Here is a 22,119-nt window from a genome sequence, read left to right as displayed (position 1 = left end):
CGCCCTCCTCCGGCGGACGGACTTCGAGCCGCCCCCACCACGTTCCTACCCTCTGGCGGTCGGCGCTGCCAGGACCTCGCGATCCATCCCTGGGATCACGGCCCGGCTACGAAGGGGTATCGGTCGCCGGCCGCCGGGTGGACTGATCGCGGATCATGCGGGCGATGGCTCCGCGGAGGTGGACGAACGCGTCGAGCTCGCGCGTGGTCACCTGGTCGCGCGGACGCGGGAGGTCGACATCGATCGACGCGACGATCGTCGACGGCGATTTCGAGAGCACCAGCACCCGGTCGGCGAGGTAGACGCTCTCGTCGATGTCGTGGGTGACGAACAGGATCGTCATCCCGAACCTGTCGCGGACGGCGAGCATGAGGTCTTCGAGTTCCGCCCGCGTCTGGGCATCGACCGAGGCGAACGGCTCGTCCATGAGCAGGATCTTCGGGCGGTAGGCCAGAGCGCGTGCGATCGCGACGCGCTGCTGCATCCCTCCGGACAGCTGCCAGGGGTACTTGTCGGCCGACCCCGTCAAACCGACGGCGTCGAGGCTTTCGGCGATCCTGGCCTGACGCTCCTCCTTCGACAGGCCGTTGCGGGGCAGCACGAACGCGATGTTCCGAGCGACCGTGCGCCAGGGGAAGAGCGACCGGCTGTAGTCCTGGAACACCAGCGCGAGGTCGCGCGGCACACCCAGCACGGGCTCGCCGCCGAGCAGCACGGTGCCGCGGGTGGGCCTCATCAACCCGGACAGACAACGCAGCATCGTCGTCTTGCCGCAGCCCGACGGTCCGACGATCGACACGAACGCGCCCTCCGGGACGACGAAGTCGAGCCGGCCGATCGCCTCGTGGCGTTGGCGGCCCTCGTAGACGTGACCGAGACCTTCGATCGTCAACAGGTCTGCGGCCGTGGTCGTCGCGCTCATGACACTCCCTCTCGTGCGCCCCGGTGCCATCTCGTGACGCGCGATTCCACCAGGGCGAGGATCGCGTTGAGCACGTAGCCCAGGATTCCGAGGAGGAGGATGCCCGACCACATGTCGAGCATCCGGTAGGTGCGCTGGGCTCCGAGGATGATCGACCCGATCCCCTCCTGCTGCCCCACCATCTCGGAGATGACCATGACGATCAGAGCGACCGACAGGCTCACCCTCATCCCGGCGAAGATCTTCGGCGAGGCGCTCGGCAGCACGATGCCGAAGAACACCTTGCCGCGGTCCATCTCGAACACCCGCGCGGTGTCCAGGTGCAGCGGCTCGACGGAACGGACACCGTCGATCGTGTTGAGGAGCACCGGCCATAGGACCGCGAAGGCGATCAGCGACACCCTCATCTCGTTCCCGAATCCGAGCAGGATGAAGAAGATCGGGAGAAGGGCGGGCGGCGGGATCGCGCGGGCGAAATGCACGATGGGCTCGATGTAGTCGCCCAGCACGCGGCTGCGCCCGATCGCGACACCGAGCACGACGCCGATGACGACCGCGATGGACCACCCTCCGAGCATGCGGACGAGGCTCGGGACGATGTCGGTCGAGACGCTCTCGGTGAGGAACAGCGACGTCGGCGGCCCCGAGAGCCACCGCTCGGCGAACCGGCGGATGATGTCGGAGATCGGCGGGAAGTAGAGGGAGCCGGCTGCTCGCGCGGCGATCTCCCACACGATGCCGAGCGCGAGGAGCGCCCCCCACCTGATGGCGAACTGCCCGACGTGTCGCGAAGTGATCGCACGCCGGGGTGGACGGACGACGCCGATCCACGTGGTCGTCGTCATGCGTCGTCTCCCGTCGACCGCAGTGCCGGCTGCCACGACAGGAACCGCCGCTCCACGAGCACGAGCACGCCGTTGATGGCGAGCCCGAGGAGGCCGGCGATGATCGTCGCGGCGTACACGAGGTCGGGACGGTTTCCGGTCGCGCTGGCGTCCAGCATCCACCGCCCGAGGCCGTCGGAGGCGCCCGCGAGCAGTTCGGCGCTGATCGCGACGATCAGCGCGACCGAGGCGGCGATGCGGATGCCGGTGAAGATGAAGGGTGCGGCACTCGGGAGGGATACCTGCCACAGCGTGGCGAGACGCCCGCGTCCGAAGCTCTTCGCGGTGAGCTTCGCGATCGGATCGACGTCGTGCATGCCGTAGATCGTGTTGAACAGCACCGGCCAGGCGGTCGAGAAGACGATCAGCGCGATCTTCATCTCGGCGTCGTTGCCGAGAACGAGGATGGCCAGCGGGATGAGCGCGACCGACGGGATGGGCCGCAGGAACTCGATCACGGCGCGGCTCGCGGAGTAGGCACCGGGGGACGAACCGAGTACGACGCCCAGTGAGACCGACACGACGATGCAGATCACCAGACCGATCGCCCAGGCCTGAAGGGTCGACGCAATGGCACCGAGGAACGCCGGGTCGACGAGGAGTTCGGCGACCCGGACGAGCACCAGCGACGTCGGGGGCAGGAACGCGGCGTCGACGATCCCCGAGCGCGAGACGATCTCGGCGATCACGAAGAGGGCGAGGAGGCCGATCGCTCCGCGCACCACTGTCTTGCCGCGTCTCGACGCTCGTCCCGATGCCGCCCGCGCCCGTCGGGGCGCGAGCCGCGTGCCGCTGCCGGTCACCGACGTCATCGCCCCTCCCTCACTGAGGGCGTCGCCGACGCGGCGGCCGGGTGCGCGACCCGGCCCCCGCGCGGCGTGCTCATTCGCCCTGCCAGGCGTACTGCGACAGGTCGTCGAGCGGAGCGTCGAGCAGTCCGTACTCGACCATGAGGTCCATCGTCAGTTGCGCGCCGTCGAGGTTCGGTGTGCCGTCGCGCACGAAGCTCGGCTGCGTGATCTGAGCGGCGAGTTCGGGCGTCAGGGTGGTGAACGTCGGCAGGATCTCGGTGACCGTGTCGGGATCGTCCAGTGCCAGCTCCGTCGCTTTGTCCATGGCTCGCACGAACGCGGCCACGACCGCCGGGTTCTGCTCCGCGTAGGCCTTCGACGTGTTCCACGTCACGATGGGGCTGTTGCGCTGGTCGTCGTTGCAGACCGAGGGGGCGAGGATGCTGGTGAGGCCCTGGGATGCCCCGATGGTGATGAACGGCTCGGGCACGAGGCCTGCGGCGATCCGACCCTGACTGACGGCGGCCCCGACCTCCGGGAACGGCACCTCGACGAGCTCGTAGTCGCCGGGCTCCAGCCCCGCCGACGCGAAGCAGTCGCGCACCTGCAGCTCGGTGGCCGACTGCAGCGTGTTGACCGACACCGTCTGGCCGCGAAGATCCTCGATCGACTCGATGCCCGAGCCCTCGGCGGCGATGATGCCGTTGATCCCCTCCTTGTTGGAGTCCGTCCCCTCGCGGACGACCTGCAGCTCGAGTCCCTGCGAGACGGCCGAGAGGATGTTCGTCCACGTCGCCGAGCTGAACTGCAGGTCGCCGGAGATCAGCTGCGTGACGCCGACCGCACCGCCGGCGATCGTCTCGATGGTCACGTCGAGTCCCTCGTCCTCGAAGAACCCCTGGTCCTGTGCGATGTAGAGGGGCGCGTAATCACCGGCGGGAAGGGTTCCCACGGTGATGGCGACCGGGCTCGCGGGGTCGAGGGTCTGATCGCCCCCGCCTCCGCTCTGCGGACTGGAACCCGAGCAGCCGGCGAGACCGGTGATCAGGATTGCGGCGGCGAAGGCCGCCATGTGCTTACGGGAAAACGCCATTGCTCTCCTCATATCTCTTCATCGAGATGGGGTGCCGACGATCCAGTGAACGCCGGGCTGGGTATCAGGTTACCTGAAACACTCCGCGGAGCCAAGGGGTCGCGCGATCATCGTGTGAAGGCGCTCAACCCCGTCACCGCCCGCCCCACGATGAGGGTGTTGATCTCGCGGGTTCCCTCGTAGGTGTAGACGGCCTCGGCGTCGGTGAAGAACCGCGCCACATCGTTGTCGATGACGATCCCGTTGCCGCCGACGACCTCGCGGGCCCACGCCACGGTCTCGCGCAGGCGGTCGGACAGCCACACCTTCGCCAGGGCGGAGTCCTCGTCGCGCGAGACCCCCGCCTGTCGCCGCTCGGCGAGGCGCACCGCCATGCCGAGCGATGCGGTCACGTTCCCCAGCATCCGCACGAGCTTGTCCTGCACGAGCTGGAACCCCGCGATCGGCCGCCCGAACTGCTCGCGCGACAGCGTGTAGCGAAGTGCCGCCTCGTACGCACCCGCCTGGGCGCCCGCAGCGATCCAGGCGATGTCGGGGCGGAGCGTGCGGAAGAGCGCGGAGACGTCGGCGAACGACGACACCCTCTGGAGCCGATGCGTCTCGGGCACGCGCACTCCGTCGAGCGCTATGTCGGAGTTGGTGATCAGACGCAGGGCCGCCTTCCGCTCGATCGTGGTCAGCGTCATGCCGGGGTCGTCGGTGCGGGCGAGGAAGACCTTGACCTGACCATCGGCGACGTCACGCGCGAACACCCCGACGAACTCCGAGTAGGCGGCGTTGCCGATCCACCGCTTGGCTCCGTCGAGGACCCACTCGTCGCCCTCGCGCCGCGCGGTCGTCGCGAGACCGCCCGCCACGTCGGAGCCGTGGTCGGGCTCGGTCAGGGCGAAGCATCCGGTCATCTCGAACGAGACGATCGCGTCGTCCCACGCGGCCACCTGCTCGTCGCTCCCACCCTGGCGGACGAGCTCGCGGAACATCGCCGTCTGCCCGTGGAACAGCATCCCCGTGCTGATGTCGGTGCGCGAGAACTCGAACGCCCGGAAGCCGTTGTACAGCTCCCGCGTGCGCCCGTCGGGCCCGAGCAGCGCGGGGTCGTCGACGAGCCGCAGGTCGCGCAGCGGTTCGCGCAGGTGCACCGGCGAGGCCGCGCGCTCCCAGAAGTCGGGGAGGATCGGCGCGAGCCGTGTCTCGAGCAGTTCGCGCAGCGACCTGAGCTTGGCGGTCTCGGCCTCGGTGAGAAGGTCGGCGAACCCGTAGAGGTCGGAGACGGGGTAGAGCGCGGTCATGACAGCCCCAGCAACCGCACCGCGTTGTGCTTGAGGATCTTCGGACGCGCCGCGTCCTTGATCTCCAGGCGCGAGAAGTCGTCGAGCCACCGATCGGGCGTCAGGGCCGGGTAGTCGGAGCCGAACAGCATCTTGTCCTGCAGGATGCTGCCGGCCTGCCGCACGAGCGACGGCGAGAAGTACGTGGGAGACCAGCCCGAGAGGTCGATGAACACGTTGGCCTTGTGCGCCGCCATCGAGAGGGCCTCGTCCTGCCAGGGCACGGACGGGTGGGCGAGGATGACGGTGAGCGCGGGGAAGTCGGCGGCGACGTCGTCCATGAGCATCGGGTTGGAGTAGCGGAGCTTCAGCCCGTACCCGCCGGGAAGACCCGCGCCGACACCGGTCTGACCCGTGTGGACGACCACCGGCACGCCGAGGTCCTGGATCGCCTCCCATAACGGGTAGTAGCGCTCGTCCGACGGGTCGAAGGCCTGCACGGTCGGATGGAACTTGAAGCCGCGGACGCCGTGGTCATGGAAGAGCGCCCGAGCCAGCTCGATCGCCGCCGATCCGGTCCGCGGGTCGACACTGCCGAACGGGATCAGCACGTCGGCGTTGCGGGCGGCGCCCTCGGCGATCTCCGCGCTGCTGTTCGGCACGACACCCATGGCGGTGCGGGCGTCGACCGTGAAGACGACCGCCGCCATCGAGCGGTCCCGGTAGTACTGGGCGAGCTCGTCGATCGCCAGTGCCCGGGGCGCATGCCCGAAATACGCGTCCATGGCGGCGAGCAGATCGTCGGGGAGCGAGCGCCGCCCCTCGGAGTCGAACTGCACGTGCACGTGGGTGTCGATCGCCCGGATGGCGTCGACGTCGATCGCCGGCTCGTAACGGGTCATTGCGTCTCCTCCTGAAGAAGTCGGGCCCGGAGCCTCGCCAGATCGACCTTCCCGCTTCCGCTGCGTTCGAGATCCGCCACGACGAGAAGCCGCTTGGGCTTCTTGTAGCCTGCCAGTTCGGCCCCGACGTGGGAGATCACCTCCGAGCGGGAGAGGGACGACGGGTCGTCCACCGCGATCGCCGCGGCGACGACCTCCCCCCACCGGTCGTCGGGGATGCCGAACACGACGGCGTCGCGCACGGCGGGATGACCGAGCAGCGACTCCTCGACCTCGGCGGGGAACACCTTCTCTCCCCCGGAGTTGACGACGGTCGCACCGCGCCCCAGGAGCTCGATGTACCCGTCGGCCTCGACGCGCACCAGGTCGCCCGCGATGATGTGGCGGCGCCCGCGGATCTCGACGAAGTTGGCCGCGGTCTTCGCCGCATCCTTGTAGTAGCCGCGGGGCATGCCGCCGGTGAAGGCGATCCGCCCCGCCGCCCCGGGGAGGGACTGCACCTCCTCGAGCGCGTCGTCGAGGATCACCGTGCCCGGCGTCAGACGGAATCGCGCCGGGAGATCGTCGACCGACCGCGTGATGCCGAGCGCCACCGCCCCGCCCTCGGTGGACGCGAGGATGTCGGTGATGACGACCGGACCGAGCGCGTGGAGGCGTGCCTTCGTGGTGTCGCTGAACCTCATGCCCGAGGACAGCACCGACTCCAGGAGGGGCAGCTCCGTGATGCCCATCTCCTCCGCCGCCTCGAGGAGCGGCAGGGCGATCGCGTCGCCCGCGACCGCGACCCGGGTGACGCGCTCATCGACGATCGCACGCACAGCGCCCACGGGATCGAACTTCGCGGTCGGCAGCACGACGACCGTGCCGCCCAGGAGCAGTGCGTTGATGACGGTCGTCAGCGCGGTGCCGTGCATGTAGGGCGACAGCGCCAGAGCGATGATGCGCCCGTGAGCCGGATCCGTCGCGAGGCGGACGACGTCTTCGGGGGTCTGCGGCAACGGGCGTCCCGCGGTGACGTAGGCGTTGTACACCTGCATCGAGAGCATCTGCCGCACGCTCCACACCGCAGCCTTCGGCGCTCCGGTCGTGCCGCCCGTGTACATGAAGAAGTCGCCGTCGACCGGATCCTCGTAGGCCAGCGGGTCGCGGGCGAGGTGCTCGCGGAAGTCCATCGCGCCCGGGAGCAGCTCCGCATCCACGTCCTGCACCTGCAGGAGGGCGATCGGCCGCCCGAGGATCGACACCGCCTCGGCGACGACCGGCGCGAGGCTGGCCGCGTAGACGACGGCCGCCGAGTCGGAGTCGTCGAGAAGCCTCGCGACCTCGTGGGCGCGGTAGCGGAAGTTGAGCGAGACGGGGACGATTCCGACCCGGATCGACCCGGCGAAGGTCACGAGCCACTCGGGGCGGTTGTGCAGCAGGATCGACACCTTGTCATCGCGACGAAGGCCGAGTTCGGCGACGAGGGCGGCGAACCGGGAGGCCGCATCGTCGAATTCGCCGTAGGTCATCGACCCTTCGCCGACCGTGACGATGGCCGGACGGTCGGGGACCGCCTGCGCGATCCGATGCCACAGATCCGCGTAGTGCGCCTCCACGATCAGTCCAGGGGCGCGAACGTCGGGCCCGAGGGCTGAGCGGAGGCGCCGAGCTCGGACCGCCAGTACGCGTCGATCCCCTCGGCCGTCCAGCCGCCGTCGGAATCGTGCGTGGCGAGCACGGAGGGGTGCGCGTAGAGGGTCAGACGATCACCGCCCAGACCGATGGCCTGACCGGTGACCCCTTCCGACGCGGCGGACGCCAACCAGACGACGAGCGGTGCGACGTCGGCCGGGGTTCCGAGCGCGTGCTCCTGTCGGATCACGCGCGGCAACGGCTCGCCGGCGAGGAGGCGTTCGTAGTGGTCGGCGTAGATCGGCATCGTTCCCGTCATCGCGGTCATCGCGGTGGGGATCACCGCGTTCACCGTCACTCCGGCTCGTGCCAGTTCGAGCGACCACGTGCGCGCCATCGCGACCACGCCCGCCTTCGAGGCGGCGTAGGCGGTCTGGCCGAAGTTGCCGAACTGCCCGGCCGGAGAACCGATCAGGATGATGCGTCCGCCCCCGCCCGCCTCCCGGAAATGCTGCGCCGCCGCGCGCCCGCAGGTGAACGCGCCGCGCAGGTGCGTCTCCACGACGACGTCGAACTCGGCGTCGCTCGTCTTCCACAGCACCCTGTCGCGCAGGACCCCGGCGTTGGCGATCATCGCGTCGAGCCGACCGAACTCGTGCACCGCGGCGGCGACGAGGCGGTCTGCCGTCTCCGCCGGCCCCACCGGGGCGACGACGACCGCCGCTCGCCCGCCCGCCGACGTGATCTCATCGGCCGTGCGCCGCGCCGACTCCTCGTCGACGTCGTTGACGACGACCCCGGCCCCCGCCGCGGCCAGCGCCACGGCGTAGGCGTTGCCGAGGCCGCGTCCGGCGCCGGTGACGACGGCGACCCGACCGGTGAGGTCGACCGCGCTCATCGGTAGTACCTCAGCACCATGTCGGCCACGCAGGCGGGTTTCGACCCGCCCTCGACCTCGAAGACCACGCGTGCCGCGACCTGAAGACCCCCGGCGACCTCGTCGACCGCGGTCACCTCTCCGGCGATCCGCACCCGCGAGCCGACGGGCACGGGCGAGGGGAAGCGGAGGCGGTCGAGCCCGTAGTTGATGCCCACGCCGATGTCCGTCACCTCGAAGACCTCGGCCATCAGGGGCACGACGAGACTCAGGGTGAGATACCCGTGCACGATCGTGCCGCCGAAGGGAGTCGTCGCCGCCATCTCGGGGTCGAGGTGGATGGGGTTGTGGTCCCCCGTGAGATCCGCGAAGGCGGTCACCTCCGATTGCGGGATCTCCCGCCACGACGACGGACCGAAGGTCCGCCCGACGAGGGTGGGGAGGTCGTCCAGCGACACGCTCAGGCGCGCAGCATCCGGTGAGGTCATCTCATTCTCCTTCGAACGCGATTTGTATCAGTTTACCTGAAACTCATCCGGGTGACATGATGAATCCCGCGGGCCCGCTCCGCGGAAAGGACGCCCGCGAGAACATGCCCGGCGACAGAGGCCTCATCTACCTGCTCAAACAGGCCGAGATGGCCGTGAGACGTCCGTTCATCGACGCGGTGGCCTCGCACGGGCTGAACTACGCGCAGTACACCGCGTTGACGGTGCTCAAACGCCTTCCCGGCCTCACGTCGTCCGACCTCGCCCGCCGTTCGTTCGTGCGCCCGCAGTCGATGGCCGAGACCCTCACCCCCCTTGTCGACGCGGGGCTCGCCCGCCGGGACCGCAACCCCGACCACGGTCGGCAGATCCTGCTGTCGATCACCCCGGCCGGCATCGAGAAGATCGACGCGATGGCCGAGACCGTCCGCGCCATCGAGGACGCCATGCTCGGCGACTTCGACGACGACGAGGTCGCCCTCTTCGCGAGCTTCCTGCGTCGGGCGCGCCGGAGCCTCGCCGAGTCGGCGATCGAGACCCCGAACGCCCCGCCGAAACGCTCCTAGGCGTCCGCCGCCGACCCCTCGTCCGTGGGCCGCCGACGGATGCGGATCGGCCCGCGGGCGGTCGCCGGATCGACGACCTCTCCGCCCTGGGTGACGTCGACGATGCCCGCCGCTTCGAGTCGCGCCGCCGCGGCGCGCGCAGCATCCATCTGCTCACGCCACTGCTCACCGCCTACGACCCGCGCAGCCTCGGAGGGGCAGATCGTCGAGGAGGCGGCGCGCTGTGCGAGCAGTCCGAGGATCGCGGCTTCGAGGTCACGATCGGATGCTGCGCTCTGCGCTGTCGACGGCTCCTCGGGCATGCGCCTGATCCTCTCTCCGACAGGACCCCGGCCGGTGGGGCTTGCGCCTCGCGCCGGACCCTGATCCGCGCACCTCGCCCCCCGCACCCGGCGGAGGGCGGGAGGGCCGCAGGAAGCGCCGCCTCGCGCGGCCAGCGGTCGAGTAGCCCACCGAGCATTCGGCGAGAGGTTCGCACGAAAGCGCGCGGGGCATAGCTCACCTTTTATCAAACATCAACGCGACTTCTGCTTGACCGAAGGCATTAGGTCGACATACGGTCGTTTACGCGCCTCGGTCCCCCACGAAGCGCCCCGCGCACCGCCGCGCACAGAGCAAGGACAACGATGACCGACAGTGCTTCTTCTCCCGATTTCATCGCGCCCCGCGTCGGCGCCTGGTTCATCGGAGCCCGCGGGTCGCTCGCGACCACCGCGACCGTGGGCCTGTTCGCCCTCGCCCGCGGGGCGGCGGCTCCGACCGGCCTGACGACCGCGAACGACGAGTTCGCCGACGTGCCGCTGGTCGCCCTCGACGACATCGTCGTCGGCGGTCACGACATCTACGAGGTGCCGCTCGCGGCGAAGGCCGCCTCGCTCGCTGCCGGCGGCATGTTCTCCGATGCGCTCGTCGAAGCCGTCCGCGCCGACCTCGACCGCACCGACGACGACCTGCGCCTCATCGACCTCTCGGGTCCGACCCAGCAGGACCACATCGACCGCATGGCGGCCGACATCGCCGACTTCCGCGACCGGCACGGCCTCAGTACGGTCGTGGTCGTCGACGTGTCGTCGACGGAGCCGCTCCCCGCCGACCACCCGGCTTTCCACTCCGAAGAGGCACTGCGCGACGCCCTCGCCGACCCGACGCAGCGGGTGCTGCCGGCGAGCGCGGTCGCGGCCGCCGCCGCGATCCAGGCGGGCGCCGCCCTCGCCGCCTTCACCCCCTCGACCAGCCTCAACCTGCCCGTGCTCCGCGCTCGGGCGGAGGCGGCCGGCATCGCTTTCGCCGGCCAGGACGGCAAGACCGGCGAGACCCTCCTGCGGACCGTGCTGGCTCCCATGTTCACCGCGCGCAACCTGAAGGTGCGCTCGTGGGCGGGAACGAACCTGCTCGGCGGCGGCGACGGCGCGACCCTCGCTGACCCCGAGGCCGTGCGCTCGAAGCTCGTGTCGAAGAACCGCGGACTGCACTCGCTCGTCGGCGACGACGTCGTCGCACCCCTGCACATCGACAACGTGCCCGACCTCGGCGACGTCAAGACCGCGTGGGACCACATCAGCGCCGTCGGCTTCCTCGGCAGCCGCGTGACCCTCCAGACGACGTGGAGCGCGTATGACTCGACGCTCGCCGCGCCCCTCGTGCTCGACCTCGTCCGCGTGCTCGCGTTGGCGTCGGCGGCCGGCCAGTCGGGGGCGATCGCGGAGCTCGGATGCTTCTTCAAAGATCCGTGGGGAAGCGACACGCACGCCTTCGCCGACCAGACCGCCGCGTACGTCGCGTGGGTGCAGCGCACCGGTGTCCTCGTCCGCCTGGCGGAGGAGGTCAGCGCCGGATGACCGGCCGCCTGACCGATCTGCTCGACCTCGTGCGGGCCCCCGCGGCCCTGACCGTCATCGGCGACACCCTCGTCGGCGCGACGAACGCGCGCGGCAGCACGGGCGTCTCGGCCCTGCCGCTGTCGACCTCGTCGGCCTGCCTGTACGCGGCGGGCATGGCGCTCAACGACTACGCCGACGCCGAGCTCGATGCCGTCGAACGCCCCGAGCGACCGATCCCGTCGGGTCGGGTCGCCCGCGACACGGCGTTCAAGGTCGGGGCGGGCCTGACGGTCGCGGGCGTCGGCCTGGCCTTCGCCTCCCGCCGCTCGTCGGGCTGGATCTCGCTGGCACTGGCGGCGTCGATCTGGACCTACGACCTCGCGGCCAAGCCGACCCGCTTCGGCCCGGTCGTCATGGCCGTCTGCCGCGGACTCGACGTGATGATGGGCGCGGCCGGACCCGGGTGGCGCCGCGCGATCGTCCCCGCGATCATCGTCGCCGCGCACACAGCCTCGCTCACCGTCATCGCGCGCGGAGAGGTGAACGGCACCACCTCCGCCACCGCCGGCGCCACCGCCGTCGCGAGCGTGGGCGCCGCCGCGGCCTCCGTCGTCGGAGCCGCACCGCACACGACCGCCGCCCTCCTCGGCGGCGCCGGCTACCTCGCAGCGGCTCTGCCGTCGCAGGTGGCCGCCGCGCGGCAGCCCGACGCCGAGCACGCGCGATCGGCTGCGCGTGCCAGCATCCACGCCATGGTTCCGCTGCAGACCGCACTCGTCGCGCGGACCGGCGCGGTCGCTCCGACGGCGCTGCTCCTCGCGGTGCAGGCGGCGGGACGCGTGCTGGCGAGACTCCGCTCGAAGGGCGACGTGACATGACCGATCCCGGTTGGGTGATCGGGTACGGCACGAACGGCTTCGCCGACCACACCCTCGGCGATGCCCTCGACGTCCTCGAGGGCTCCGGATATCGAGCGGTCGCGCTGACCCTCGGGCACCCGCACCTCGACCCGTTCGCCGACGGCTGGCGCGAGGCGGCCGTGGCCCTCCGCGACGACCTGCGCCGTCGAAGCATGCGCGTGGTGGTCGAGACGGGGGCGCGCTACCTGCTCGACCCGTGGCAGAAGCATCGTCCGACCCTCGTCGACGTCGAGGCCGAGAAGCGGATGCTGTTCCTCCGCCGCGCCGTCGAGATCGCCGCCGTCCTGGAAGCCGACTGCGTGTCGTTGTGGAGCGGCGTGCTCCCGGACGATGTCACGGCCGAGCGCGGGTGGACGCTGCTCGTCGAGCGTCTCGGCGAACTCGTCCCCTTCGCCGCGGCGGCCGGCGTCCGCCTCGCGATCGAACCAGAGCCGGGCATGCTCGTCGAGACCGTCGACGATGCGCTGCGGCTGCGGACCGCCCTGGGCGACCCGGTGACCGTGGGGATCACCGTGGACCTGGGGCACTGCGTCGCCGTCGAGCCCCAGGGCGTCGTCGGGGCGCTCCGGGCGGCCGGAGATCTGCTCCTCAACGTGCAGGTCGACGACATGATGCCCGGCGTACACGAGCATCTCGAGCTCGGTACGGGGCAGCTCGACCTCGTCGCGGCCTTCGCGACGCTTTCGAAGATCGGCTACCGCGGGGTCGCGGCCGTCGAGCTGCCCCGTCATTCTTTCGACGCCCCGCGGCTCGCCCGCACGAGCATGGAGGCCATCATGAGCGCCTTGTCCGCCGAGCCCCACCCCTGGACCGCGGCCGCCGTCGACACCGTCGCCGCAGACCCCGCCCGCGTACGGCGTCTGTTCGCGGAGGCCGGTCGCGCCGTGGGGCGCGAACCGGTCGACCCCGCCGACACCCAGGGCGTCGGCGGCACCGTCGACGACCTGGCGCGCGCCGCGCTCGTGGCCGCCCTCGCCTCGTCCGACTCGTCGGGCGCCGACCTCGTGGCGGCCCTCTACCGCGAGGGCGACGACGCCGAACGCCGCGGCGTGCTGCGAGGGCTGAACCTGCTCGTCGAGCGCGACGCCGAGCTCGATCCCGAGTGGCGTCGCCTGGGCGGCGAGCTCGTCGCCGACGCACTGCGAACGAACGACCCGCGACTGGTCGCCGCCGCCATGGGCGGCTTCGCCGACGCGCACCTCGACGACCATGCCTGGCGACACGGCGTGCTCAAGCTCGTGTTCATGGGCGTCCCCCTCTCCGTGGTCAGCGGACTGGAGCGCCGACGCGACGCCGAACTGTCGGAGATGGCGGCGCGCTACGCCGACGAGCGGCGGGCGGCCGGCCGCAGCATCCCCGACGACATCTCCCTCCTCGTCCTCGCCTGACCCGTCCCGCTCCCCCGAAAGGCGAACCGATGCGCATCTTCGACCCGCACATCCACATGACCTCCCGCACCACCGACGACTACGAGGCCATGTACGACGCCGGCGTCCGCGCCCTCGTCGAGCCGGCGTTCTGGCTCGGGCAGCCGCGCACCACCGTCGGGTCGTTCATCGACTACTTCGACGCGCTGATCGGGTGGGAGAGGTTCCGGGCCGCGCAGTTCGGCATCCGGCACCACTGCACGATCGCCCTCAACCCGAAGGAGGCGAACGACCCCCGCTGCCGCGAGGTGATGGAGCACCTCCCGCGCTACCTGCTGAAGGACGGCGTGGTGGCGGTCGGCGAGACGGGCTACGACTCCATGACGCCGGAGGAGGACGACATCCTCTCGCAGCACCTCGCCCTCGCGATCGAGTACGCGCTGCCCGCGCTCGTGCACACCCCCCACCGCGACAAGGTCACCGGCACCCGCCGCACGCTCGACGTCGCGATCGAGTCGGGGCTGCCGGTCGAGCACCTGCTGGTCGACCACCTCAACGAGACCTGCGTCGACATGGTCGCTGACAGCGGGGCGTGGATGGGCTTCTCCATCTACCCCGACACCAAGATGGACGAGCAGCGCGTCGTGGCGATCATGCAGCGCATCGGTCTCGACCGGGTCATCGTGAACTCCGCGGCGGACTGGGGGCGCTCCGACCCGCTGAAGACCGCCAAGACCGGTCAGGCCATGCTCGACGCGGGGTTCACCGCCGCCGACGTCGACCGCGTGCTGTGGCAGAACCCGGTCGACTTCTACGGCCAGAGCGGCCGACTCATCCTCGACCCCGTGCCCGGCTTCGAGCCGGAGCGCCAGGGACCCGACACCTTCGAGGGCAACTCGGTGCTCCGCGGCGTCGCGTCGCGCCGCGAGGCCTGAGCGTGGAGCTGTCGTACTGCACCAACGTGCACCCGGCCGAAGACCTCGACGGCATCATCGAGCAGCTCGACGTGCACGCCGGCCCCGTCCGGGCCGCGGCGGGCCTCGACGCCCTCGGGGTCGGGCTCTGGATCCCGGCCGACACCGCTGCCGTCCTCGCCGCCGACGCGTCGGCGCGCGGACGACTGTCGGCCGCGCTGGAGCGCAACGCGCTCACGCTGCGGACGATCAACGCGTTCCCGTACCGCGGGTTCCACGATGACGTGGTGAAGCTCGCGGTCTACCGGCCCGACTGGACGAGCGCCGAGCGCCTGCGGTACACGCTCGACTGCGCGACCCTGCTCGCCGCGCTGCTGCCCGAGGGGGCGTCGGGGAGCATCTCGACCCTGCCGCTCGGGTGGCGGGTGGGATGGGATGCCGACGCCGACGCCGCCGCCGAGGCCGCCCTCGGTGCCCTGGTCGACGGTCTCCAGGAGATCGAGCGGCGCACCGGACGCACCGTGCGCGTCGGCATCGAGCCGGAGCCCGGCTGCATCCTCGACGACGTCGCCGACGTGGTGGCCTGGCTCGGCGCGCGACCGCACCTCACCGCGGACGGACTCCTCGGGCTCTGCCTCGACACCTGTCACCTCGCCGTGTCGTTCGCCGACCCCACCGCCGCCGTGGCGGCTGCCGAACGGGCGGGCGTGCGCATCGTGAAGGTGCAGGCATCGGTCGCGCTCGAGGTGACCGACCCCTCCGCCGACGGGACGCTGGAGGCCCTCGCCCCCTTCGCCGAGGCGCGCTACGTGCATCAGGTGCGCGCGCGTCCCGCCGCATCCGTCCCCGAGTTCGCCGCCGACGACCTGCCCGAGGTGCTCGCCGCCGACCCCGCCTGGCCGACCGATCGACCATGGCGGGTGCACGTGCACATCCCGCTGCACGCGACCCCCGCCCCGCCCCTGCGCGCCACCACCGAGGTGCTGCGCGCCGCCGTCGACGCCGTGCTGCAGACCCCGCACGGTCGTGACGCGCACCTCGACGTCGAGACCTACACCTGGACGGTGCTGCCCGACCACCTGCAGCCCGACTCGCTCGTCGAGGGCATCGCCGCCGAGCTCCGCTGGGCGACGACCCAGCTCGCCCCCGCCCTCACACTCCCCGCAGAGGTCACCACACCATGAAGAACGTCCTTCTCCTCGACATCGTCGGCCTCACCCCGCGAGCCCTCGCAGCCATGCCGCGCCTGCGCGCCCTCGGCGACCGCGGCCGCACCGTGCAGCTCGAGACGATCCTCCCTGCCGTCACCTGCAGCGTGCAGTCGACGATCCTCACCGGGACGATGCCGCGCGACCACGGCATCGTCGGCAACGGATGGTACTTCCGCGGACTCGGCGACCCGCTGCTGTGGCGTCAGCACAACAAGCTCGTCGCCGGCGAGAAGCTGTGGGAGACCGCGCGGCGCCGCGACTCCGACTATCGCGCGGCCAACCTGGGCTGGTGGTACGCGATGGGTGCGACGACCGACGTGACCGTGACCCCGCGCCCGATCTACCACGCCGACGGGCGCAAGAGCCCCGACGCCTACGTGCGCCCGGCGGCGCTGCACGACCCCCTCGTGCGCGACCTCGGCGACTTCCCGCTCTTCCAGTACTGGGGACCGACGGCGACCATCGCCTCGTCGCAGTGGCTCATCGACGCGACCCGCGGCATGCTGAGCGAGCGGTGGGGCTCGCCCGCTCCCGAGCTGGTCATGTCGTACCTGCCCCACCTCGACTACGACCTGCAGCGGTTCGGTCCGAACTCGCCCGAGGCCGACCGCGCCGCGCGGGAGCTCGACACCGCACTGGCGCCGCTCCTCGACGACGCGGAGGCCCGCGGGTACACGGTCGTCGCGCTGGCGGAGTACGGCATCGCCGACGCGAATCGGCCCGTCGACATCAACCGCGCGCTGCGACGCGAGGGACTGCTCGAGGTCTACGTGCAGGACGGCCGGGAGCAGCTCGATCCGTGGACCTCGCGCGCCTTCGCCGTCGCCGACCACCAGGTCGCGCACGTCTACGTCGACGACGAGAGCGACATCGCCCGGGTCGCCTCCCTGCTGCGCGCGCTCCCCGGCGTCGACGAGGTGCTCGACCGCGAGGCGCAGGCCGCGTACGGACTCGACCACGAGCGCTCGGGCGAACTCGTCGTGGTCGCCGAACCCGGTGCGTGGTTCACCTACTACTTCTGGCTCGACGACGACCTCGCCCCGGAGTACGCGCGAGGCGTCGACATCCACCGCAAGCCCGGCTACGACCCCGCCGAGCTGTTCTTCGACCCCGCCGACCGCCTCGCGAAGGCGAAGGCAGGGCTCAACCTGGTCAAGAAGAAGCTCGGGTTGCGCTACGCGATGAGCACCGTGCCGCTGGACCCCTCGTGGGTACGCGGGACGCACGGCCGCCTGCCGGAGTCGGCGGCCGACACCCCGCTGCTGCTGTGCTCGGATGCGGCGCTGCTCGACGACAGCGTGACGTCAGTCGCGGCGACCGACGTGCGCGACCTCATCCTGGCCGCCCACGGTTCGCCGGTGAACGCCCCCACCCGGCGCAGTTCGCGCGTCTGACCCGCATCCCGATCAGCCGGCGGTCGTACCGGAGGAGATGCGCGCACCGGAGGAGAATCGCCGCTCGGGCGCCCTCCCGTCTGCACATCTCCTCCGGACGGCACGGAGGTCAGCGCGCGGCCTCGTGGATCTGGCGGGCGTTCGGGGTGCGGGCGGTCGTGACCGGGTGCGTCGCGAGGATGATCTTGCCTCGCGCGTGCAGCTTGTCGAGGTCGGCGTAGGCGTCGGCGATCTCGGCCAGCGGGTAGAACCCCGACACCAACGGGGTGAAGGCCCGAACCCGGGCGAGTTCCGCGACGCGGCGCAGCAGATCCGTGCCCTTCGCGACCGCCTCGGGGTCGCCGTCGAGGAGGCGGAGCTCGATGTTTCGTCGGTCGGCGCTCGAGCGGTAGCGCCCCGCGGGGATTCCGAGCCCGGGGAGCAGCTCGTGCCCGTCCTTGCCGAAGTTGTCGATCATGGCCGTGATGGGTCGGCCTTCCGCCGCGCGGCGGAGTCGCTCGGCGAGGCCGTCGCCGTACTTCACGGGCTTGATGCCGAGCTGACGGAGGTAGTCGAAGTTGCGCTCTCCGCACGTTCCGATCACCTTCGCCCCGAGGTGCTTCGCGACCTGTGCCTCGATGCTTCCCACCCCACCGGCGGCAGCGGAGATGACCACGGTGTCGTCGGCGCCGATGCGGAGTTCGTCGAGCACCGTGAGCGCGGTCGCTCCCGCGAGGTAGAGGCCGCCCGCGACCTCCCACGTGACCTCGCGGGGCTTGCGCACAAGTGAGGACACGGGCGCGTTGAGGTAGGTCGCGTGCGCACCGCTCGAGACGTGGCCGATGACGTCGTCGCCTATCCGGAAGGCCGAGACCCCGTCGCCGAGCGCGACCACGACGCCGGCGAACTCGCTGCCCGACCGGCGCGGCCATCCGCCCTCCGATGCCTCGCGGCCGCTGCGGAGGAAGCCGTCGATGTGGCTGATGCCGGCCGTGATGACCTCGACGGTGACCTCTCCGGCGCCCGGGGCGGCGAGGTCCCGCGTGCGCAGCGTCAGCGCATCGGCCTCACCCGGGGCGTCGTACTCGTAGACCTCGGTCTGGCTCGGTTTCCTGGACACGATGGACGACCTTTCGTCGAACGCACGGACGGTGTGCACGGCGGCCGAACCGGAACCCGGTCGCCATAGCTCTATTCGTAGCCGAACGCGTCGCGGATGCAAGGCCTCGTGTCGTCGTCAGGCGAGCGCGTCGGCGAGCGCCGCGACGATCCGGGTTCCCCGGTCGTCGCCGGCCTCCATCAGGTTCGTCACGAACGAGAAGCCGATGCGTCGGCCCGGGTCGGCGAACGCGACCTGCCCGCCCGCACCGTCGTGGCCGAAGCCGTCGGGCGAGAGGTAGCGGCGGGCCTCGGAGTCGAGCTGGAACCCCATGCCCCACCGCGGCCACGGGGGCGCCGCCTCGAAGAACGGCCGTCCGGCGCTCACCGGCACGGTGGCCGCCTCCCGCACCTCGTCGCCGAGCAGGCGCACCCCGTCGGTCGGGGTCACGGTCGCCGACCAGATCGCCGCCAGCGCCCGCGCCGACGCGACGCCGCCGGCGCCGGGGATCTCGGCCGCCCGCACGCGCGGCGAGTTGAAGCCGATGCCGTCCCCGACGAGGGCTGCGGGGAGCGCCCCGCCGAGGGTCATCGCACGCGCGGGCCACGACCGCCCGCCCTCGGGCCGGAGCATCTCCTCCGTCGCGGCGGCGAGGGTCGCGCCGATGCGCATCGGCGCCACCCGCGGCTCCACGGCGGCGGGCAGCCCGATCCACGCGTCGGCACCGAGCGGGCCCGCGACCTCGTCGCGGAAGAGGTCGCCCACCGAGCGGCCGGTGCGTCGACGCAGCACCTCGCCGATGAGCCAGCCGTGGGTGATCGCGTGGTACCCGTACTCGTCACCCGGCGTCCACAGCGGTTCCTGACCGGCGAGCACCTCGGTCACGCGCGCCCAGTCCACGATGTCGTCCTCCGAGAGGTCGACGCGCGGCGCCGACAGGCCCGCGCGGTGGGCGAGCAGGTCGGCCACGGTGGTGCCCTGTTTTCCGCCGACGCCGAATTCGGGCCAGAGCCCCACCACGGGGTCGGCGTATCGCAGGTCGCCGCGCTCGACGGCGCGCGCGGCGAGGATCGACATCAGCCCCTTGGTGCAGGAGAAGACCACGCTGACGGTGTCCTCGCGCCAGGGCGCTCCGGTCGCAGCATCCGCCACGCCCGCCCAGACGTCGACCACGGGCTGCCCGTCGACGCGCACGGCGAGGGCGGCGCCCATGTCGGGGCGCCCGTCGAAAGCCGAGCCGAAGGCGTCGACCACGCGGTCGAACCGGGCGTCTGCCCGGCCGTCGATGGCGATCATGCGCGTGCCCCTTCCCGGTCGCTGGCGAGCACCAGCAGTCCGTCGTCGTCCGCGTCGAGCCTGAGCGGGTCGCCGATGCGGCCCTCGAACGCTCCGTCGACCACGTTCTCGAACCCCATCAGCGACAGGGCTCCGTCGGTGTCGCGCACAATGCGTCCGGCGTAGAGGCTCTCGTCCACGAGCAGGCGGGCCTCGCCCGCGTCGATCCACCCCGTCTCGGGGTCGCGTCGTGCCACCCAGATGCCGCCCTGCTGACCGGCACGATCGCCGGCGAGGTGGGCGCTGTCGCACGAGAAGACGACCGCCTCCACGCCGTCGCCCGAGACCACCTGCGGCACCTCGAGGTGCGCGAAGCCCGAGCCCGGGGCCGAGACGCGCGCCTCGACCGTCCACTCGACGAGATCGCTCGACCGTGCACGCGCGACGACCCCGCGGTCGCGGTCGTCGGCCGCGCCGCGCGCCCTCGCGGTGAGCAGCATGTGCCACTCATCCCCGACGCGGAAGACCCACGGGTCGCGCCACGCCTCCTCGTGCCAGGTGCCGTCGGCGAGCACCTCGTAGCGCTCGGGGTCGGCGCCCAACGCGAAGGGCAGCTTGGTCCAGTCGTGCAGGTCGGTCGACTCGGCCATCGCCACGGTCTCGACGTTCGTGATCTCGCCGTCGCGGAAGAACCTCGACCCCGTGTAGAACATCAGCCAGCGCGCATCGTCGCGGACGACGCATCCGGTCCACACCGCCGACGCGTCGATCGACCCGTCGGGCCCCGGGCCGAGCACGACGCCGAGGTCGTCCCATGCGCGCAGGTCGGCGGAGACCGCGTGCCCGATGCGGGCGTTGCGGTGCCGCAGGTCGGGGTCGCCGAGCGATCGCGGGGCGTGCAGGTAGAAGAGGTGGAACGTCTCGCCGTCGCGGGCGATCCAGAAGTCCCAGACCCACGAGTCCGGTCGGGAGAAGGTCATGCGGCTGTCCTGTCGTGATGAGCGGCGGCGGTCAGGGACGAGCGGGGGCTCACCCCTTCACCGCGCCCTGCAGCAAGGCCTTGATGAACTGTCGCTGGAAGATCAGGAACAGCACGATCGCGGGGGTGATGATGATGAGCGCTCCCGCATTGAGGAGGGGGATGCTGAGCGAGTACTGCCCCTGGAAGAAGGTGAGCGCACCGGCCACCGTGCGGTTCAACGGGTCGGCGATGAGCACCACCGGCAGGATGAACTGGTTCCAGGTCCAGATGAACAGCAGGATCGCCAGCGCCGAGAGCGCGGGCATCGCGAGCGGGAGCTGGATCCGGCGGAACTCCTGCCACGTGCTGGCGCCGTCCACCCGCGCCGCCTCGCCGAGCTCCGGCGGCACGTTGATGAAGTGCGCGCGCATCCAGAACACGCTGAACGGCATGAACAGACCGATCAGCGGAAAGATCACGGCCCACTGCGTATTCAGGGTGCCCATCGCCTGCGACTGGTAGTACAGCGGGATGATCAGCGACTCGAACGGGATCGTGAGACCGAGAACGAAGAAGATCAGGATGCCGCGGCCGCCCTTGACCCGAAGTCCTCCCAGCGCGTATCCGGCGAGGGTCGCGATCAGCAGGCTGATGGGCACGACGCCCAGCACGATGAGGGTGCTCGAGCCCATGAGCCGCAGCACGTTGCCCGTCTCGAAGGCGGTGACGAAGTTGACCCACTGCGGATCGCTCGGCCACTCGATGCCGGTCGGGTTGCGGTCGGCGGGTGCGAGCGCGGCCGACAGCATGCTCACCAGCGGGATCACGGTGAGGATGAGGGCGAGGATGAGGAGCGTCCGGCCGAGGATCACCTCGGTGCGGTTGGCGATCATCGGGATTCCGTCCGGGACAGGCGCTGGATGGGCAGCACGACGATGAGGATGAGCACCATCAGCACGATGCCGAACGCCGAGGCGAGTCCGACATCGCTCTGGGTGAATCCGATGCGGAAGATCGACAGACCCGGCACGAGGGTGGCCCGGCCCGGTCCTCCCTGGGTGGAGGTGTAGATGATGTCGAAGCTGCTGAGGGCAGCGATCACCGTCAGTGTGACCAGCACGGCGATCTCCTGCCGCAGGCCCGGGAGGGTGATGGTGAAGAACTCCCGCCACCAGCCGGCGCCGTCGAGACGGATCGCCTCGTAGAGCGAGACGTCGATCTTGCCGATGCCGGTGAGCAGCAGCACGGTGCACAGCCCCGTCAGCACCCACGACCCGATGAGGCCGACGGCGGGGAGGGCGGTGGTGTAGTCGGCGAGCCATGACCGGGTGATCCAGCCGAGGCCGACGCCGCTGAGGATCTGGTTGACCGCGCCGGTCTGGGCGTACATCCACGACCAGGCGATGCCGGCCGCCGCGAGCGGGATGATCTGCGGGAGGAAGAGGATCGTCTGCGAGATGCTGGCGAACGCGCCGGCCTTCATGGAGCGGATGAGCGTCGCGAGCACGAGGCCGACGCTCACCGGGATGACGGTGAAGAAGGCGATGAGCAGGAACGCGTTGCGGATCGCGCCGAGCAGGTCGGGGTCGGTGAACACCCGGAGGTAGTTGTCGAAGCCGACCCAGGTGGCCACGCCCACGCCGTTCCAGTCGTAGAACGAGTACTGCACGCCCTGGATCAGCGGCCAGATCACGAAGCCGACGTACGCCAGCAGTGCCGGCACGAGCAGCGCCCAGCCGACGAGCGTGGCCCGTCGGGCCACCGCGATGGCAGT

The 22,119-nt window shown here is 71.0% G+C and carries 22 protein-coding genes; 7 read left to right on the top strand and 15 right to left on the bottom strand.

All coding sequences use genetic code 11. From position 1 onward, the window contains the following. Window positions 1–106 precede the first annotated feature (106 nt). The 9 genes from FVP77_RS14750 to FVP77_RS14710 form a co-directional block, all read right to left on the bottom strand. On the bottom strand, window positions 107–922 hold the full coding sequence (locus tag FVP77_RS14750; protein WP_147895315.1) for an ABC transporter ATP-binding protein: 816 nt from the start codon (window positions 920–922) through the stop codon (window positions 107–109). Next, window positions 919–1,767 (bottom strand): ABC transporter permease, encoded by an 849-nt coding sequence (locus FVP77_RS14745; RefSeq protein WP_147895314.1) that lies wholly within the window; start codon window positions 1,765–1,767, stop codon window positions 919–921. Before FVP77_RS14745 ends, FVP77_RS14750 begins: the two co-directional genes overlap by 4 nt. After that, window positions 1,764–2,618 carry an ABC transporter permease gene (locus FVP77_RS14740; protein ID WP_147895313.1) on the bottom strand — a complete coding sequence of 285 codons (855 nt, stop codon included), beginning with the start codon at window positions 2,616–2,618 and terminating at the stop codon, window positions 1,764–1,766. The genes FVP77_RS14745 and FVP77_RS14740 overlap by 4 nt, the downstream gene beginning before the upstream one ends. Window positions 2,619–2,688: 70 nt before the next feature. Next, window positions 2,689–3,690 (bottom strand): ABC transporter substrate-binding protein, encoded by a 1,002-nt coding sequence (locus FVP77_RS14735; RefSeq protein WP_187266961.1) that lies wholly within the window; start codon window positions 3,688–3,690, stop codon window positions 2,689–2,691. 107 nt (window positions 3,691–3,797) lie between these two features. Beyond that, complete coding sequence (locus FVP77_RS14730; RefSeq protein WP_147895311.1) at window positions 3,798–4,979, bottom strand: acyl-CoA dehydrogenase family protein; 1,182 nt, start codon at window positions 4,977–4,979, stop codon at window positions 3,798–3,800. Then, complete coding sequence (locus FVP77_RS14725) at window positions 4,976–5,860, bottom strand: amidohydrolase family protein (RefSeq protein WP_147895310.1); 885 nt, start codon at window positions 5,858–5,860, stop codon at window positions 4,976–4,978. The genes FVP77_RS14730 and FVP77_RS14725 overlap by 4 nt, the downstream gene beginning before the upstream one ends. Then, window positions 5,857–7,458 carry an AMP-binding protein gene (locus tag FVP77_RS14720; protein WP_147895309.1) on the bottom strand — a complete coding sequence of 534 codons (1,602 nt, stop codon included), beginning with the start codon at window positions 7,456–7,458 and terminating at the stop codon, window positions 5,857–5,859. Before FVP77_RS14720 ends, FVP77_RS14725 begins: the two co-directional genes overlap by 4 nt. 2 nt (window positions 7,459–7,460) lie before the next feature. Then, window positions 7,461–8,372, bottom strand: a complete 912-nt coding sequence (locus FVP77_RS14715; RefSeq protein WP_147895308.1) for an SDR family NAD(P)-dependent oxidoreductase — start codon at window positions 8,370–8,372, stop codon at window positions 7,461–7,463. Further along, a complete protein-coding gene (locus FVP77_RS14710) occupies window positions 8,369–8,839 on the bottom strand; it encodes a MaoC family dehydratase (protein WP_147895307.1) in 471 nt (156 codons plus the stop codon). The genes FVP77_RS14715 and FVP77_RS14710 overlap by 4 nt, the downstream gene beginning before the upstream one ends. A 56-nt stretch (window positions 8,840–8,895) precedes the next feature. Between FVP77_RS14710 and FVP77_RS14705 the strand changes: the two genes are divergently transcribed. After that, entirely contained in the window at window positions 8,896–9,405 is a 510-nt protein-coding gene (locus tag FVP77_RS14705; protein WP_147895306.1) for a MarR family winged helix-turn-helix transcriptional regulator, read from the top strand. Here FVP77_RS14705 and FVP77_RS14700 read toward each other — a convergent pair. After that, on the bottom strand, window positions 9,402–9,707 hold the full coding sequence (locus FVP77_RS14700; protein WP_147895305.1) for a DUF3253 domain-containing protein: 306 nt from the start codon (window positions 9,705–9,707) through the stop codon (window positions 9,402–9,404). The genes FVP77_RS14705 and FVP77_RS14700 overlap by 4 nt on opposite strands. 324 nt (window positions 9,708–10,031) lie before the next feature. Between FVP77_RS14700 and FVP77_RS14695 the strand changes: the two genes are divergently transcribed. Genes FVP77_RS14695 through FVP77_RS14670 form a run of 6 tightly spaced genes read left to right on the top strand, consistent with a single transcriptional unit; the run spans window position 10,032 to window position 17,031 of the window. Next, window positions 10,032–11,243 (top strand): inositol-3-phosphate synthase, encoded by a 1,212-nt coding sequence (locus FVP77_RS14695; protein WP_187266960.1) that lies wholly within the window; start codon window positions 10,032–10,034, stop codon window positions 11,241–11,243. Next, complete coding sequence (locus FVP77_RS14690; protein WP_147895304.1) at window positions 11,240–12,103, top strand: SCO3242 family prenyltransferase; 864 nt, start codon at window positions 11,240–11,242, stop codon at window positions 12,101–12,103. The genes FVP77_RS14695 and FVP77_RS14690 overlap by 4 nt, the downstream gene beginning before the upstream one ends. Beyond that, complete coding sequence (locus FVP77_RS14685; RefSeq protein WP_147895303.1) at window positions 12,100–13,533, top strand: EboA domain-containing protein; 1,434 nt, start codon at window positions 12,100–12,102, stop codon at window positions 13,531–13,533. Before FVP77_RS14690 ends, FVP77_RS14685 begins: the two co-directional genes overlap by 4 nt. A gap of 29 nt (window positions 13,534–13,562) precedes the next feature. Next, window positions 13,563–14,447: a TatD family hydrolase gene (locus FVP77_RS14680; RefSeq protein ID WP_147895302.1), complete on the top strand. Its 885-nt coding sequence runs from the start codon at window positions 13,563–13,565 to the stop codon at window positions 14,445–14,447. A gap of 2 nt (window positions 14,448–14,449) precedes the next feature. Next, window positions 14,450–15,610: a metabolite traffic protein EboE gene (gene eboE / locus FVP77_RS14675; RefSeq protein WP_147895301.1), complete on the top strand. Its 1,161-nt coding sequence runs from the start codon at window positions 14,450–14,452 to the stop codon at window positions 15,608–15,610. After that, a complete protein-coding gene (locus FVP77_RS14670; RefSeq protein WP_147895300.1) occupies window positions 15,607–17,031 on the top strand; it encodes an alkaline phosphatase family protein in 1,425 nt (474 codons plus the stop codon). Before eboE ends, FVP77_RS14670 begins: the two co-directional genes overlap by 4 nt. Before the next feature lie 109 nt (window positions 17,032–17,140). Here the strand turns inward: FVP77_RS14670 and FVP77_RS14665 are convergent, their stop codons facing one another. From FVP77_RS14665 to FVP77_RS14645, 5 genes are all read right to left on the bottom strand, one after another. Beyond that, window positions 17,141–18,130, bottom strand: a complete 990-nt coding sequence (locus FVP77_RS14665; RefSeq protein ID WP_147895299.1) for an NADP-dependent oxidoreductase — start codon at window positions 18,128–18,130, stop codon at window positions 17,141–17,143. 117 nt (window positions 18,131–18,247) lie between these two features. Continuing rightward, window positions 18,248–19,405: a serine hydrolase domain-containing protein gene (locus FVP77_RS14660; RefSeq protein ID WP_147895298.1), complete on the bottom strand. Its 1,158-nt coding sequence runs from the start codon at window positions 19,403–19,405 to the stop codon at window positions 18,248–18,250. After that, window positions 19,402–20,364 (bottom strand): glycoside hydrolase family protein, encoded by a 963-nt coding sequence (locus FVP77_RS14655; protein WP_147895297.1) that lies wholly within the window; start codon window positions 20,362–20,364, stop codon window positions 19,402–19,404. The genes FVP77_RS14660 and FVP77_RS14655 overlap by 4 nt, the downstream gene beginning before the upstream one ends. Before the next feature lie 49 nt (window positions 20,365–20,413). Beyond that, entirely contained in the window at window positions 20,414–21,238 is an 825-nt protein-coding gene (locus FVP77_RS14650) for a carbohydrate ABC transporter permease (protein ID WP_147895296.1), read from the bottom strand. After that, entirely contained in the window at window positions 21,235–22,113 is an 879-nt protein-coding gene (locus tag FVP77_RS14645) for a carbohydrate ABC transporter permease (RefSeq protein WP_425463149.1), read from the bottom strand. The genes FVP77_RS14650 and FVP77_RS14645 overlap by 4 nt, the downstream gene beginning before the upstream one ends. Window positions 22,114–22,119 lie beyond the last annotated feature (6 nt).

This window comes from Microbacterium hatanonis, from assembly GCF_008017415.1.
GTDB lineage: Bacteria > Actinomycetota > Actinomycetes > Actinomycetales > Microbacteriaceae > Microbacterium > Microbacterium hatanonis.
Note: the sequence above shows the minus strand (reverse complement) of the source record. Positions and strands in the feature narration are given on the sequence as shown.